The sequence below is a fragment of the Cutibacterium avidum ATCC 25577 genome, from assembly GCF_000227295.1.
GTDB lineage: Bacteria > Actinomycetota > Actinomycetes > Propionibacteriales > Propionibacteriaceae > Cutibacterium > Cutibacterium avidum.
On the sequence record NZ_JH165054.1, the window covers coordinates 2,448,894 to 2,463,644 of the forward strand.

17 protein-coding genes are annotated in these 14,751 nt (G+C 64.1%); 6 read left to right on the top strand and 11 right to left on the bottom strand.

All coding sequences use genetic code 11. The annotated features are described in order from the left end of the window. Positions 1–41: 41 nt before the first annotated feature. Both HMPREF9153_RS10995 and dapA read right to left on the bottom strand, forming a co-directional pair. Positions 42–455 carry a sec-independent translocase gene (locus HMPREF9153_RS10995; protein ID WP_004811923.1) on the bottom strand — a complete coding sequence of 138 codons (414 nt, stop codon included), beginning with the start codon at positions 453–455 and terminating at the stop codon, positions 42–44. Positions 456–505: 50 nt separating this feature from the next. Next, positions 506–1,387: a 4-hydroxy-tetrahydrodipicolinate synthase gene (dapA, locus tag HMPREF9153_RS11000; RefSeq protein ID WP_004811924.1), complete on the bottom strand. Its 882-nt coding sequence runs from the start codon at positions 1,385–1,387 to the stop codon at positions 506–508. 69 nt (positions 1,388–1,456) lie between these two features. On the opposite strand from dapA, the gene HMPREF9153_RS11005 reads away from it, so the two are divergent. Then, a complete protein-coding gene (locus HMPREF9153_RS11005; protein ID WP_004811925.1) occupies positions 1,457–2,110 on the top strand; it encodes an O-methyltransferase in 654 nt (217 codons plus the stop codon). A 73-nt stretch (positions 2,111–2,183) separates the two neighbouring features. On the opposite strand, the gene glgC is transcribed toward HMPREF9153_RS11005, so the two are convergent. After that, positions 2,184–3,410 (bottom strand): glucose-1-phosphate adenylyltransferase, encoded by a 1,227-nt coding sequence (glgC, locus tag HMPREF9153_RS11010; protein WP_004811926.1) that lies wholly within the window; start codon positions 3,408–3,410, stop codon positions 2,184–2,186. 142 nt (positions 3,411–3,552) lie between these two features. Here glgC and glgA point away from each other — a divergent pair, with 142 nt between their 5' ends. Continuing rightward, entirely contained in the window at positions 3,553–4,740 is a 1,188-nt protein-coding gene (gene glgA, locus HMPREF9153_RS11015) for a glycogen synthase (protein ID WP_004811927.1), read from the top strand. 83 nt (positions 4,741–4,823) lie between these two features. On the opposite strand, the gene HMPREF9153_RS11625 is transcribed toward glgA, so the two are convergent. Genes HMPREF9153_RS11625 through dapE form a run of 3 tightly spaced genes read right to left on the bottom strand, consistent with a single transcriptional unit; the run spans position 4,824 to position 6,434 of the window. Beyond that, complete coding sequence (locus HMPREF9153_RS11625) at positions 4,824–4,991, bottom strand: DUF3117 domain-containing protein (RefSeq protein ID WP_004811928.1); 168 nt, start codon at positions 4,989–4,991, stop codon at positions 4,824–4,826. A gap of 40 nt (positions 4,992–5,031) precedes the next feature. Then, on the bottom strand, positions 5,032–5,337 hold the full coding sequence (locus tag HMPREF9153_RS11020; protein ID WP_004811929.1) for a DivIVA domain-containing protein: 306 nt from the start codon (positions 5,335–5,337) through the stop codon (positions 5,032–5,034). Continuing rightward, positions 5,337–6,434, bottom strand: a complete 1,098-nt coding sequence (dapE, locus tag HMPREF9153_RS11025; RefSeq protein ID WP_023032483.1) for a succinyl-diaminopimelate desuccinylase — start codon at positions 6,432–6,434, stop codon at positions 5,337–5,339. Before dapE ends, HMPREF9153_RS11020 begins: the two co-directional genes overlap by 1 nt. A gap of 415 nt (positions 6,435–6,849) precedes the next feature. Here dapE and dapD point away from each other — a divergent pair, with 415 nt between their 5' ends. Further along, positions 6,850–7,812 carry a 2,3,4,5-tetrahydropyridine-2,6-dicarboxylate N-succinyltransferase gene (dapD, locus tag HMPREF9153_RS11030; protein ID WP_015583082.1) on the top strand — a complete coding sequence of 321 codons (963 nt, stop codon included), beginning with the start codon at positions 6,850–6,852 and terminating at the stop codon, positions 7,810–7,812. Position 7,813: 1 nt separating this feature from the next. Beyond that, on the top strand, positions 7,814–8,761 hold the full coding sequence (locus HMPREF9153_RS11035; protein ID WP_023032482.1) for a hypothetical protein: 948 nt from the start codon (positions 7,814–7,816) through the stop codon (positions 8,759–8,761). A gap of 3 nt (positions 8,762–8,764) precedes the next feature. Here HMPREF9153_RS11035 and dapC read toward each other — a convergent pair whose 3' ends face one another. From dapC to HMPREF9153_RS12815, 5 genes are all read right to left on the bottom strand, one after another. After that, positions 8,765–9,874: a succinyldiaminopimelate transaminase gene (gene dapC / locus HMPREF9153_RS11040; RefSeq protein WP_004811935.1), complete on the bottom strand. Its 1,110-nt coding sequence runs from the start codon at positions 9,872–9,874 to the stop codon at positions 8,765–8,767. Continuing rightward, a complete protein-coding gene (fdxA, locus tag HMPREF9153_RS11045) occupies positions 9,871–10,191 on the bottom strand; it encodes a ferredoxin (protein WP_002514074.1) in 321 nt (106 codons plus the stop codon). Before fdxA ends, dapC begins: the two co-directional genes overlap by 4 nt. 148 nt (positions 10,192–10,339) lie before the next feature. Continuing rightward, on the bottom strand, positions 10,340–11,761 hold the full coding sequence (locus HMPREF9153_RS11050) for an NAD(P)(+) transhydrogenase (Re/Si-specific) subunit beta (protein WP_004811937.1): 1,422 nt from the start codon (positions 11,759–11,761) through the stop codon (positions 10,340–10,342). Positions 11,762–11,764: 3 nt separating this feature from the next. Next, on the bottom strand, positions 11,765–13,309 hold the full coding sequence (locus tag HMPREF9153_RS11055) for a Re/Si-specific NAD(P)(+) transhydrogenase subunit alpha (protein ID WP_036902317.1): 1,545 nt from the start codon (positions 13,307–13,309) through the stop codon (positions 11,765–11,767). Between the two features lie 178 nt (positions 13,310–13,487). After that, positions 13,488–13,613: a hypothetical protein gene (locus HMPREF9153_RS12815; RefSeq protein WP_004811939.1), complete on the bottom strand. Its 126-nt coding sequence runs from the start codon at positions 13,611–13,613 to the stop codon at positions 13,488–13,490. On the opposite strand from HMPREF9153_RS12815, the gene HMPREF9153_RS11060 reads away from it, so the two are divergent. Both HMPREF9153_RS11060 and HMPREF9153_RS11065 read left to right on the top strand, forming a co-directional pair. After that, positions 13,612–14,109, top strand: coding sequence for a GNAT family N-acetyltransferase (locus tag HMPREF9153_RS11060; protein ID WP_004811940.1), 498 nt, complete (start codon positions 13,612–13,614; stop codon positions 14,107–14,109). The two genes, HMPREF9153_RS12815 and HMPREF9153_RS11060, sit on opposite strands and share 2 nt — an antisense overlap. 138 nt (positions 14,110–14,247) lie before the next feature. After that, a complete protein-coding gene (locus HMPREF9153_RS11065; RefSeq protein WP_004811941.1) occupies positions 14,248–14,751 on the top strand; it encodes a phosphoribosyltransferase in 504 nt (167 codons plus the stop codon).

Consider the following 14,751-nt stretch of genomic DNA (forward strand, 5'->3'; position numbering starts at 1 on the left):
GACCGGGGACCAGTGCTTCTCTGGATCGTCTGCGAGACGAATCAGGTCGCCTCGGTGTCGAAGGGCACCGGCTGGCTGGAGTCGTGCGCTGACTCCGGACTCGATTCCGACGGCACCTCCGGCAACCCTTCCGAGTTGCGGATGTCTGCCAGGCCCAGGTCGAGGTCGGATCGAACGTCGGACAGGTCAGACTTGATCTCGTCAATGTCATCCTGCAGACCATCCAGGACGTACTTCCGCACGAAGTTCTGCGGCTTGAGGTCCTGGTAGTCGAGATCAGCGAACTGCGGTCCCAGCTCGCTGCGGAGCTGGTCCCTCGTGTTGTTCGCGATGTTCTTGAGGTAGTGATAGACGCGCGCCGCCTTGCGGGCCATCTCGGGCAACTTGTCCGGCCCAAACATGAGCACAGCAATGATGATGAGTACCGCGATTTCCGCTGGACCTGCTGTGGACATGCCCCATATGCTACCCCGGAATTCGGCCTCCCCATGTCACTGCAGGGTTGTCACAGCTGAGTACGATCCAGCAGATCGAAGAAGGGCTCGGTGTGCTCGGGCGTCGGCATGGTTTGCGGAAGACGAACCCCGCCGACGTCAAATCCTTGGTGCGCCAGCCCGGCCTTGACCATGGTGACGCCCTGGGCGGCAAAGACTCCGGTGAGAACCGGCAGGATTTCGCGGTAGATCGCCAGGGCCTCGTCAATCCGCCCTTCGACGTAGGCGTCGATGACCTCATGCATTCGCCTGCCGGTGAAGTGGGTCGACGTCCCGATGAGTCCGACCCCACCGACCGACAACAGGGCCGGTGTGATGGCGTCATCGCCGGAGTAATAGGCCAGGGTGGTGTTGGCCATCACCGTGGCCGACTCGACAACCTGCCCCTTGGCGTCCTTGACGGCCACGATGTTGGGATGGTCGGCCAGCTCGATGAGGGTCTTCGTCTCGATCGGGGTTCCGCTGCGCCCGGGAATGTCGTAGAGCATGATCGGCAGATCGGTGGCATCGGCGACGGTGGTGAAGTGCTCGATCAAGCCAGCCTGAGAGGGCTTGGAGTAGTACGGGGTGACGACCAGCAGTCCGTCCGCCCCGGCATCGGCAGCCTGACGGGCCAGCTCGACGGTGTGGGCTGTGTCATTGGTCCCGACACCGGCGACGATCGCAGCGTCCGACCCGACGGCATCGACGGCGGCCCTGACCATGTCAACCTTCTCGGCATCAGTGGTCGTCGGGGACTCGCCGGTCGTGCCATTGACGACGATGCCGTCATTGCGCTGCTCATCGACGAGTCTGTGCGCCAATTCGCCGGCCCGACGCAGGTCGACCACCCCTTCGGACGTCATCGGAGTCACCATGGCCGTGAGCAAACGGCCGAAAACGGGAGCAGACATGCGAGACCTCCTTGTATACCTGGTGCCCATGGTAGCCACGAGATGCCCTCGGCGGGCTAGGCTGTCCGTGTGAGTCCAGCACAGCCCAGACATCAAGCCCCAGACGCCCGGTCGTGGGAGTACGCCGACGGCTTCGTCGCCCCCTCGCCGGCCCTGCAGGAGGCCCGCGAGGCCGCGCGTGCCGATCAGTGGGAGGTGCTCGGCAACGGCACCACTGCCCTGCTGACCTTCCTGGCACGCACCATGCAGGCCAGCAACGTCGTCACTGTTGGTACTGACGCGGGCGTCTCAGCCCTGGCCCTGTTGGAGGGCATGACCGACAAAGGCGTGCTGACCAGCATCGATCCCGATGCCGAGCGTCAGGCTGCCGCCCGCAAGGTCCTCTCCCTGGCACGAATCCGCTCCAACCGGGTGCGCCTCATCACCGGCACCCCACTGGACGTGCTGCCCAAGCTGCGCGACGACGCCTACGACATGGTCCTCATCAACGGTGACCGGCTGGAGTACGTCGAGTACGTCTCCCAGGCACTGCGTCTGCTGCGTCGGGGCGGAGTCGTCATCGCCAATGCCGCACTGGCCAACAACCACGTCGCGGACCCTGACAACGAGGACGACGACACCCTCATCATCCGCGAGACCCTCGACTCGGTGCTGGAGACCGAGGAGTTCACCCCCGTCCTGCTGCCGGTGGGCGACGGTCTGCTGCTGGCGACGAAGGGCTGATCCCGGCCAGCCACGACGAAGCGGCTCCCCGGTGACCCGGGGAGCCGCTTCGTGCGTCCTGTGAATCGTCCGATCAGTAGGGGACGGTGATTCCCTTGCCGACCACCGTCACACCGCCTGGAGAGACGGTGAATCCGCGAGCGCGGTCGTGGTCGTGGTCGACGCCCACCTGGGCCCCGTCGGGAACGACGACGTTCTTGTCAAGGATGGCGCGGTGGACGGTGGCGTTGGACCCGATCGTCACGTTGTTCATGACGATCGACTCGTCGACACGAGCCCACCTCTCGATGCGGGCGCGCGGACCCAGCACCGTGCGGTAAATGTCAGTTCCGGAGATGATGCACCCGGCCGAGACCAGGGTGTCATCGCAGGAGCCACGCATCACGAACTTGGCGCCAGGAGCCTGTTCCTGCATGGTCCAGATGGGCCAGTCAGGGTTGTACAGGTTGAACTCCGGCTCGACCGACACCAGGTCCATGTGCGCGTCGTGGTAGGCATCGATGGTGCCCACGTCTCGCCAGTAGTCAGCGTCCTTGTCGGTGTTGCCCGGAACCTCGTTGTCGCGGAAGTCGTAGACCTGGGCATCGGAGGCGTTGACGAACCTGGGGATGATGTCGCCGCCCATGTCATGGCGCGAATCGGCAGTGTGGGAGTCGTCGTGCAGGGCCTGTAACAGAGCCTCGCGGCTGAAGATGTAATTACCCATGGAGGCGAAGGACTCGTCCGGAGAATCCGGCAGGCCAGGCGGATCAGCGGGCTTCTCGAGGAACTCGGTGATCTTGTGGTTCTCGTCGGCATCGATGATTCCGAAGGCAGAGGCCTCCTTGCGAGGCACCCGGATCCCGGCGACGGTGCATCCCAGACCGGAATCGATGTGGTACTGCAGCATGGCGTCGACGTCCATCCGATAGATGTTGTCGGCACCAAACACCACGACGTAATCGGGGTTCTGGTCGTTGATGAGGTTGAGGGACTGGTAAATGGCGTCGGCGCTGCCCTGGTACCAACGGGGTCCGAGACGCTGCTGGGCCGGGACCGGGGTCACGTACGACCCCAGCATCGTCGACATCCTCCACGTGATGGAGATGTGACGGTCGAGGGAGTGCGACTTGTACTGGGTCAGCACCGCGATCTGGGTGAGGCCCGAGTTCGCCAAGTTCGACAGCACGAAGTCGATGAGCCGATAGGTACCGCCGAACGGAACGGCTGGTTTGGCACGGTCCATCGTGAGGGGCATGAGGCGTTTGCCCTCGCCGCCAGCGAGGACGATGGACAGAACCTTGGGACGCGTCTTTGCCATGGCCCTCAATCTACCGTCACCGAGCCTCTAAGGGGCGATGATTACGACCCCAAACGGTCACTGTCGTGGAGAGTTTCTGATTCGTTGACGACAAGGCCACCCTATTGACCTGTCGGCGCCGTCTTTGTGGGACGATCAAGCCATGTACGTGTCCGTCATGACCCGCGAATACCCTCCTACCATCTACGGAGGCGCTGGCGTCCACGTCGCGCAACTCGTCCCCCATCTCCGCAACCTCATCGACGTCGATGTGCAGTGCATGGGAGAGCCACGCGAGGGAGCCACCGCCCATGCCGAGAACTACCCGGAGGGCGCCAACGGCGCGCTGCGGGCCTTCGGAGCTGACCTGTCCATGGTCAATGCGATCCCTGACGAGATCGATCTCGTCCATTCCCACACCTGGTACGCCAATCTCGCTGGTCTACTGGCCGGCGTCTTCCATGACGTCCCGCATGTCATCAGCGCCCATTCCCTGGAACCCGACAGGCCGTGGAAGGCCGAACAACTCGGTGGCGGATACCGGCTGTCCTCATGGGCCGAGAAGACGGCTTACGATGCCGCCGACGCCATCATCGCGGTCTCAGATGGTATGCGGAAGGACGTGCTGCGCGCCTACCCGGAACTCGACCCGGACAAGGTACACGTGGTGCGCAACGGCGTGGACACCGGGGAGTTCCACCCCGTCACCGAGACCGACGTCTGCCGCGAGATCGGCATGGATCCGGAGCGCCCGTCGGTGGTCTTCGTGGGACGCATCACCCGTCAGAAGGGTCTGATTCATCTGGTGCGCGCCGCTGCCGACCTCGATCCCGACACTCAGCTCGTCCTGCTGGCAGGAGCGCCGGACACCCCCGAGATCGGTGAGGAGTTCAAGACGGCTTTCGACGAGGTGCGGGCTTCCCGCAAGGCCCCGGTCATCTGGGTTGAGGAGATGCTGCCGCGTCCGTCGGTCTGTCAGGTGCTCTCGGCCGCCACGGTCTTCGCATGTCCCTCGGTCTACGAGCCGCTGGGCATCGTCAATCTCGAGGCCATGGCCTGCGCCACCCCGGTGGTCGCCTCCCGAGTCGGTGGCATTCCGGAGGTCGTCGTCGACGGGACGACTGGCCATCTGGTCGGTGGGGTCCCGACCGACTCCTCGACCCCCGAGCAGGTGGCCGGCTTCGAGTCGGCCTTCGCCGCAGCGATCAACAACCTCACCCGCGATCCGGAGCGCGCCGAGGCCTTCGGAACCGCTGGTCGTCAACGCTGCATCGATGAGTTCTCCTGGGCACGGATCGCCGAGCAGACCGTTGAGGTCTACAAGGCTGCCATCAATCGTCACAACGCCTGAGAGATCCGTATGAATGCAGTCGTGTGAATGCGGTCGTGCCCAGCTCCTCGGAGCCGGGCACGACCGTCTCTCAGCCGTCTGCGTCAGCCAACGACACCCTGGAGGCACTCGAGCAGTTCCTGGGCTTCGTCAGCGTTGAGTTCAACAACCAGCCGACCGCCGCCTTCGACTGGAACGCGCATGATGATGCCACGGCCCTCCTTCGTGACCTCCATGGGACCGTCTCCGGTACGGGGCTTCATAGCTGCCATGTCACTCTTCCTCAATCACTGGGCAGTGGTGCAACCCCCATTATTCCGTATCCGGGCCCTTTCCGTCAGTGGTGTACTCCGCAGTGTCCGCGAAATCCTCCTTTTGGGCTGCCTCCAACTGGGCTGCCATACGGTCGAGCAGCTGATCCACCTGGCGCATGGAATAGCCTCTCGGCACCACCGCGAAGTGGGCCGAACGCAGGTCATCGGCGCTCAGATCGCCCTCGGGCAGGTCAGGGACCGGACGATCATCGACGACCGCCGGCACCTGCCCGAACTTGCCAGAAGCTGCCAGCACCGCCAGTCCGATGATGACGATGACAAGCCCACACAACGCCCACACCATCAGTGATCTCCTTCCGAACGCTCACGAAGCCACGACTCCAGCGCTCGGGCGCAATCGTCGAGGCTGGACAACTTGCAACACTCATCGGCCTTGTGGGCGTACATCGCGTCGCCAGGCCCGAAATTGAGGGCTGGACGTCCCATCTCGAAGAACCGAGCCACATCCGTCCAGCCGTATTTCGGCATCGGGGTCGTGCCGACCGATCGGGCGAAGGACCGAGCCAGCGGCTTGTCGAGGCCCGGCCGCGCCGGGGAGGACAGATCGAGGATCTCCATCGTCCAGTCGGCGAACATGGTGCGCATCATCTGTTCGGCCTGCTGAGCGGTCTTGTCAGGGGCGAACCGGTAGTTGATCTGGACCGTGGCAGTTGGGGGGACGACGTTGCCGGCCAGTCCACCCTGCACCATCGTCGCGTTGAGTCCTTCATGGTAGGTCAGCCCATCGACCTCGACGAGGTGGTCGCCGTCAGCCTGCCAGTCCTGCAGGATCTGGAGGATCGGCAACAGGCCATGAATGGCATTGTGGCCAGCCCAGGATCGGGCGGAATGGGCAGCCTGCCCCTCGGTCGTCAGGGTGAACCTCATCGTCCCCTGACAGCCTCCCTCGATGATGGCATCGGTGGGCTCCATGAGGATGGCCAGGTCGCAGTCGAGCAAGCTCTCGTCGTGGGATCGCACCTTGAGCAGCCCGTTGTGTTCGGCGGCGATCTCCTCCGCTTCGTAGAACACCCAGGTAACGTCGCGGCTGGGCGCAGCCAGGGTCGCTGCCAGATGCAGTGCGACGGCCACTCCCCCCTTCATGTCGCAGGTTCCCCTGCCGACCAGGTAGTCACCGTCGTCGCGGGTCTCGACGTGGCTGGGGAGATTGTCAGCCACCGGAACGGTGTCCAGGTGACCAGCGACGAGGACACGGGAATCCCGGCCCAGGTTGGTGGCCGCCACGATCGAGTTTCCGATCCTCGTGACCGTCAGATGGCCACAACCTCGCAGGGACTCCTCGACGGTGTCGGCGAGCTGATCCTCATGGAGACTTTCGGAGCGGATGTCCACGATGTCGCGAAACAGGTCATGGAGGTCACCAGCGAGGTCGAGTTGCATGATCTTCACTGTACTGAACCGTCTGGCACCAGGCTCTCGACCACCTCGATGCCGGTTCCACAGGGACTTGGCAGCTGCCCGCAGCAAAGGTCCTGGTCCCCACCTCGACCTGGTCCCTCGACAGGCACGAGGCCGTCACCGACTCATTGGAACCGTTCGTGAGAGCCACCGACGTGGCGTCCCAATCATCGATGGCTGAGCGGTATGGAGTGGGCGAGTCCGGTCGCCAGAGATGCCAGGAAGAAAGCCAGGTACGCAATCAGCGCGATGACGGCAACGATGAGGGCGAATCGTCCACGTTGATGACGAATCTCTCGGAGGGCCAGGACATGGGCGGCACGTTTCCACGACCGCTCAACCTAGTGACGGCACCGACACCGTCAGGTCGTCCCAACCTGCAACTAGACTCGTGGTCATGACGCAGACGACGACTTCACAAACCGCCCCGACCGACCGTCAGGCCTGGGGTTGGGGACTGGCCACCGTCCATGAGGACGGCGATGTCCTGGACACCTGGTACCCCGAGCCCAAACTGGGCGCCCCCGATGAATCCGAAGTCCCTGACGACCTGTACCGGGTCACCGAAGCCGGTCGTGACGCCATCCGCAACGTGCACACCGAGGTGGTGCGCACCGTCATCAATCTCGACGAGGCACCAGGTGACGTCCCCGACGCCTACCTGCGTCTGCACCTGCTGTCATCGCGCATGGCTCAGCCCCGCACCATCAACCTCGACGGCATCTTCGGTGTGCTGCCCAACAACGCGTGGACGACCATCGGCCCGATCCGGATGGCCGATCTGGAGAAGGCACGCATGGAGGCGCGCATCGCCCATGCCCCCTTCACCGTCCTGCTCGTCGACAAGTTCCCGCGCATGGTCGACTTCGTCATTCCCACCGGGGTGCGTATTGGTGACGCCGATCGTGTCCGTCTGGGAGCCCATCTGGCCGAGGGAACCACCGTCATGCACGAGGGGTTCGTCAATTTCAATGCCGGCACCCTGGGGCACTCCATGGTCGAGGGACGCATCAGCCAGGGTGTCGTCGTCGGTGACGGCACCGACATCGGCGGCGGCGCCTCCATCATGGGGACCCTGTCAGGAGGCGGCAAGGAGCAGGTGACGATCGGAGAGGGCTGCCTGCTGGGCGCCGAGGCCGGAATCGGGATCTCCCTGGGCGACAACTGCGTCGTCGAGGCGGGCCTCTACGTCACTGCCGGCACCAAGGTGACCCTGCCCGACGGCAAGGTCGTCAAGGCCTCGGAGCTGTCCGGCGCCGACGACATCCTCTACATCCGCGACTCGACGACCGGTGTCGTCAAGGCTCTCGGACGTGGCGACCACAAGATCGAGCTCAACACGGATCTGCACCAGAACTGACATGACGAAGTCCTCATCCCACCGGGCCCGCCCTGCCACCACGCGACGACCCCAGGGTCGACGCAGGCGCCGTTCCACCAATCCCGCCAGGTCGATAGCTGCCCTCGTCGTGGTGTTGGCGATCCTGGCGGGGCTGGGCTGGGGAGGCTACAAGGTGTGGAAGACCGTCGACCCGTTCGGCACCGTCGAGCCGGAGGGCTGCCGGGTGACAGCGTCCGGCCAGTCCTACGACCTTGACCTGGAACAGTCCCAGAACGCCGCCATCATCACTGCCGAGTCGATTCGACGCGGCCTGTCGGCCCATGCAGCCACCGTCGCCCTGGCGACCGCCATGCAGGAGTCGAAGCTGCGCAACATCGACTATGGCGATCGTGACTCCTTGGGTCTCTTCCAGCAGCGTCCCTCCCAGGGATGGGGAACTTCCAAGCAGATCATGGACCCGTGGTACTCCTCCGGAAAGTTCTATGAGGAGCTGGTGAAGTTCGGAAACTGGAAGGACATCAGTATCAATGACGCCGCCCAGCAGGTGCAGCGCTCCGGATACCCGGAGGCGTACCGCCAGCACGAGCCGCTGGCCAAGGCATGGGCATCAGCGCTGACCGGCCGCTCCCCCTCGGCCTTGTCCTGTGTCAACAGGTCCTCCGAGACGACCACGATTGACAAGCTCACTCAGACGGTGCGCAAGGGGATGGCCGACAAGATCTCCATCCAGACCACAGGGGCGACGGCGACCTTCACCGCCACGGACCTGGTCTCGACCCGGGCAGCAGTGGCCTTGACGATGGCGAGCACGAATCTGGGGCCGATCGATCGCGCCACCGTCGCGACGACGAGTTGGAGTGCTGACCCCGAGCACCACGCCTCATGGAGTGCAGCCTCCGGCCCGTCAGCGAGCCCTGCTGCCAGCGGAACGGGCCGAGTCACCGGCACCGTCACCGCCCGCAGCTGACTCTCAGTGAGACTCGGACAGCCTCTCGGCCGCGGTGTTGATCCTCTCGTCAGTGGCCGTCAGTCCAATGCGGACGTGGTCGGAGCCACCGTCGACGTAGAAATCCCCTGGTGAGCAGAGAATGCCCAGATCAGCCAGCCTGTCCAGGGTGGCTCGGCAGTCCTCGCCATGAGTCGCCCACAGGTAGAGAGATCCCTCGGAGTGATCGACCCGGAAACCAGCCTGCTCGAGGGCGGGCTTGAGGACGTCCCGGCGCAGCTGGTAGCGCTTCGCCTGTTCCAACACGTGGGATCGGTCCGACAGAGCAGCCTGCATGGCCTCGGCGACCGGGGCCGGAACCATGAGACCGGAGTGCTTGCGCAAGGTGAGCAACTCTTGGGTGAGGTCGGCGTCACCGACGACGAAGCCCGCACGATATCCAGCCATGTTCGAGCGCTTGGACATCGACAGACAGGCGAGCAGACCGGTGACGTCACCGCCGTTGACTCTTTCGTCGAGGACGGAGATGGAATTCCCCTCCCAGACGAATTCGCCGTAGCACTCGTCGGAGGCCAGCACGGCTCCGGTGCTGCGAGCCAGTTCAACCCAGGCCTTCATCTCGTCGAGGTCGAGGATGCGACCCGACGGGTTGGCCGGCGAATTGATCCAGATGAGGTCGGGGGTGCCCTTGACCTCATCGGGCTCGTCAACGGCCTGAACGGTGGCACCGGCGAGCTGGGCACCAACCCGGTAGGTCGGGTAGGCGCAGGCTGGAATGACGACCCTCGAGTCCGGGCCCAAGCCAAGCTGGCTGGGCAGCGAGGCCACCAATTCCTTGGTCCCGACGACCGGCAGGACGCTGTTCTCGTCGAGATGTGCCGACGCACCCCAGACCTGCTTCATGTGGTCCAAGATGCCGGCTCGCAGGGCAGGGGTCCCCCACACCTGCGGGTAACCGTGAGCGTCGCTGAACGCCGTCAGGGCCTCGGTGACGACCTGGGGAGTCGGGTCAACCGGGGTGCCCACCGACAGGTCGACGATGCCACCGGGGTGGGACTGTGCCTTGGCCTTGGCGTCAGCGATGGTGTCCCACGGGAAGGCGGGCAGACTGGCTGAGACGATACGGCGACTCATTCGCCCTGCGGGGGCAGGGCCTCGACGGCCGGGTGGTCCTTGTGGGTCGGGCCGAGGCGGGCGGCACCGCCCGGGGAACCCAGCTCGTTGAAGAACTCGGCGTTGATGTCGAGGAACTTCTCCTGATCGCCGGGCAGGTCATCCTCGTAGTAGATGGCCTCGACGGGGCAGACGGGCTCACATGCACCGCAGTCGACGCACTCCTCAGGATGGATGTAGAGGCTGCGCTCACCCTCGTAGATGCAGTCGACGGGGCACTCCTCGACGCAGGCACGATCCTTGACGTCCACGCAGGGCAGACCGATGACGTAGGTCACGTCTTCTCCTTGTTCCGGCCCTGACAAGGGGCCTGATAGACATTCGCTGTCATCATAGTGCCGCGCCATGACATCCGTCTTCGGGGATGCACCGACGCCCATGACCGTCGGACGGTCATGGGCGTCGGAATCAGGGTGTCAGCGTGCCTCAGAGAGCGGCGACCAAGGCATCAACACTGGCCTTGGCATCACCGAAGAGCATCCGGGTGTTGTCGGCGAAGAACAGCGGGTTCTCGACGCCGGCGTAACCGGGCTTCATGGACCGCTTGAAGACGACGACCTCGTGGCCCTCCCACACGTGGAGAACCGGCATGCCCGAGATCGGGGTACCAGGATCCATGGCGGCCGGGTTGACGGTGTCGTTGGCTCCGATGACCAGGACGATGTCGGCGTCTGCGAAGTCGTCGTTGATCTCGTCCATCTCCATGACGATGTCGTAAGGCACATGGGCCTCGGCGAGCAGCACGTTCATGTGGCCGGGCAGACGACCGGCGACCGGGTGGATCGCGAACTTGACGTCCACTCCCTTGTCGCGCAGCTTCTTGGCCAGCTCGGCCACCGGGTACTGGGCCTGGGCCACGGCCATGCCGTATCCGGGAGCGATGATGACCGAGGACGCGTCGGACAGCTGGGAGGCCAGCTCATCAGCCTTGATCTCGGTTATCTCACCGTCCGGACCGTCACCCTCAACGGCCGGGGCATCGCCGAAGCCACCCAGGATGACCGACACGAAGGAGCGGTTCATGGCCTTGCACATGATGTAGGACAGGATGGCGCCGGAGAAGCCCACCAGGGCGCCCGTGACGATGAGCACCGGGATGTGGAGGCTGAATCCGGAGAAGGCGGCTGCCCAACCGGAGTAGCTGTTCAGCATCGAGATGACGACCGGCATGTCAGCGCCACCGATGGCAGCAACCAGGTGGAAGCCGAGGAACAGGGAGGCCAGCGTCAGGAGGACCAGCGGCAGCCAGGCGATGCCTCCGGAAACGTTGGAGAACCAGATGCCGCAGCCGATGATAACGACCAACAGGCCGAGGTTGATCCAGTTGCGCCCGGGCAGGGTCAGCGGCTTCGAAGGAACCTTGCCCGACAGCTTGCCCCAGGCCACCAGGGACCCGGTGAAGGTCAGAGCACCGATGAAGATGCCGATCCAGATCTCGGAGAGCTGGAAGGTGCTGGCACCGGTCCCCTCCTCGGCGAAGGCGTTGAAACCGATGAGAACGGCAGCAAGACCGACGAAGGAGTGCAGCTGAGCGATGAGCTCAGGCATCCCGGTCATCTCGACCTTGAGGGCCTTCCACACACCGAAGGCGCCACCGATGAGCATCGGGATGAAGAGCAGGACCATGGACACCGGGGAGTATCCGGGCAGCTTCACCAGGGCGACGATCGTGGCGATGATCGCGATGACCATGCCGAGAATGCCGTAGGCGTTCCCCTTCTTCGAGGTTTCGAACTTGGACAGACCAGCGAGGGCGAAGATGAACAGCAGGCCCGAGATGATGAAGGAGGCGTTGACGAAGTTCACCAACGACCCGGCCATCGGGGCAATGAGAAGTGTTGACGTCATGGATCAGGCCTTCCTGAACATCTTGAGCATGCGCTGGGTGACCGTGAAACCGCCGAAGATGTTGATACTGGCGATGAGCACGGTCAACGCGGCGACGATCCGGATACCCCACGATTCACTGCCGAGCTGGGTGATGGCACCGACGATGATGATGCCGCTGATGGCGTTGGTGACACTCATCAGCGGGGTGTGGAGGGCATGGGTGACGTTCCACACCACGTAGTAGCCGACGACCACGGCGATCGCGAAGGTGCCGAAGAGGGCGACGAACTCCGTCGGGGAGAAGGTCAGCAGGGCGATGAGTGCGATCGACAGCACAGCGACGATGCCGAAGGTCTGGGGCCACGGACGCGGATTCTTCTCGGGGACAACCGGGGTCTCGGTTTCGGCCTTGGCGACCGGCTGGGGAGCAGCAGCGACCTGGACCGGTGGCGGCGGGAACGCCACCTGGCTCTCGTGGCACACCGTCATGGTGCGGATGACCTCGTCGTCGAAGTTGAGGACGAGCTCTCCGTTCTTCTCGGGGGTGGCCAGCTTCAGCAGGTTGACGAGGTTGGTGCCGTAGAGCTGACTGGCCTGACCCGGCAGACGGGACGGCAGGTCGGTGTAGCCGATGATCGTCACGCCGTTGTCGGTGACGTAGGACTCACCTGGACGGGTGAGCTCACAGTTGCCACCACCCAGGGCAGCGAGGTCGACGATGACGCTGCCGGGCTTCATGGCAGCGACCATCTCGGCGGTGATGAGCTTCGGGGACGGCTTGCCCGGGATGGCGGCCGTGGTGATGATGACGTCATCCTTACCCGCCTGCTCCATGTAGAGCTCAGCAGCGCGGGCGTTGTAATCGTCGCTGGCCTCCTTGGCGTAGCCATCGGAGCTGACGCCCTGATCGGAGTCACCAGTGCGCACGTGCAGGAAAGTGGCACCCATCGACTGCACCTGCTCGGCGGTCTCCGGACGGACGTCGGTGGCGTAGACCTCGGCCCCCATCGAGTTGGCGGCACCCAGCGCGGCCAGGCCGGCGACACCGGTACCGATGACGAAGACCTTGGCCGGCGCAACCTTGCCAGCAGCCGTGACCTGGCCGCCAAAGGTTCGACCGTACGCGAATGCAGCCTCCACGACAGCCCGGTAACCCGAGATGTTGGCCATCGAGGACAGAGCATCCATGGACTGAGCACGCGAGATACGCGGAACCATGTCCATACTCAGACCGGTGATGCCGACGGCAGCCAGTTTCTCGGTGAGGGCAAGATCCTGACGCGGATGAAGGAAAGTGACGAGGACAGCGCCGGAACGCATGAGGGCGATCTGGTCGTCGGTGGGTTCATTGACGGCCAGCACGAGGTCGGCCTTCCACGCCTCCCCCAGTCCGACGATCCTGGCTCCGGCCTCTTCGTACGCGTGGTCAGGCAGAGCGGCGTGTTCGCCAGCTCCGGACTCGACGACCACCTCGTAGCCGAGTTTGAGTAGGGCGGGAACAGTCGTCGGAGTCGCGGCGACCCGATTCTCACCCGGGAGTGACTCCCGTGGGATTCCGATGATCATGATGGTGACTTTACGGCCAAACGTCCCTGACCACGACACCGGGGTTGCACGTTTCCCCACGTCCACCCACATCCATGAGAAAAACGGGACACTACCCGCGGTAACATCCCGCCCCGTCGTGAAACTGGACTCAGTTCCCCTGACGCGGGCCTTGCGGCGGTGTTTCCTCAGCCATCCTTCAACCTCGTTCCTGGTTGTCAGCAATCACCGAGAGCGGGTGCACGCCGGTGACCTTCATGGCGGCGTCCCACTGGGCAAACAGCCAACGGGAATCCCGCTCAAGGCTCGTTACTGTTCCGGTCATGGACGTCATCATCCGAGCGATGCAAGAACAGGATCTGCCGGCGGCAACGCGTGTCCACAATGACCACGCAGTGGGCACCCCGTCCTCATACACCGTGAGCCACTCACAGGTGTCCGACCGCCGTACCTGGTGGCGCAACCTGGTCGACGATGGCAGACCGGTCCTGGTGGCGGAGGTCGACGGGCTTTTCGGCGGATACGCGACCTACCATCACTTCCGAGACGGTGAGGGATACGACGTCACCGCGGAGGTGTCGATCTGGTTGGACACCCCTGCTCGCGGTCGAGGGGTCGGACGCAAACTCATGACCGAACTCATGCGGCAGGCTCGCCGCGACGGTCTGCACAGCCTGGTGTCAGTCATCGACTCCGACAACGTCGGCAGTCTCGGATTCCACTCCGCGATGGGATTCACCGAGGTGGGCCGGCTGCCTCACATCGCACACAAGATGGACAGCTGGCGCACTGCGATCATCATGCAGTTTGTGCTGGGCTGATCAGCCAGCCCCTCGACGGTCACGGGAGCGGGTGGACAGCCCACGCTGACCATGATGGCTCCTCCGGTCGAGTCCGCACCTTCAGCCTGTATTCGAACACAACCGATATGGGATTCACGAGGTCGCTAGTGTTGGCCCATGACCGCCTACCATGCTGACGCCAGTGGCCTTGAGGGCAAGGAAATCCTCACCTGGGAAACCTTCGGTGCCGCCACCGACGAACTCGCCACCCAGATCCACAATTCGGGCTTCGATCCCGAGATCGTGATCGCGGTGGCTCGCGGCGGCATGATCCCGGGCGGAGCCCTCACCTACTCCCTTGGCGTCAAGCTCACTGACGCCATCAACGTCGAGTTCTACACCGATGTCGAGGAGACCCTGCCTGATCCGGTGCTGCTGGCCCCGATGCTCGACACTGATTCCATCCGCGGCAAGCGAATCCTCGTCGTCGACGACGTCGCCGATTCCGGCCGCACCCTGGCACTCGTGCTCAAGCTGCTGCGCGGATTCGGTGCCGACGTTCGCTCGGCTGTGCTCTACGCCAAGCCCACCACTGTCATCAATCCGGACTTCGTCTGGAAGGCCACTGACAAGTGGATCGTGTTCCCGTGGAGTGCGAAGCCTCCCGTCGGTCAGCGCTGA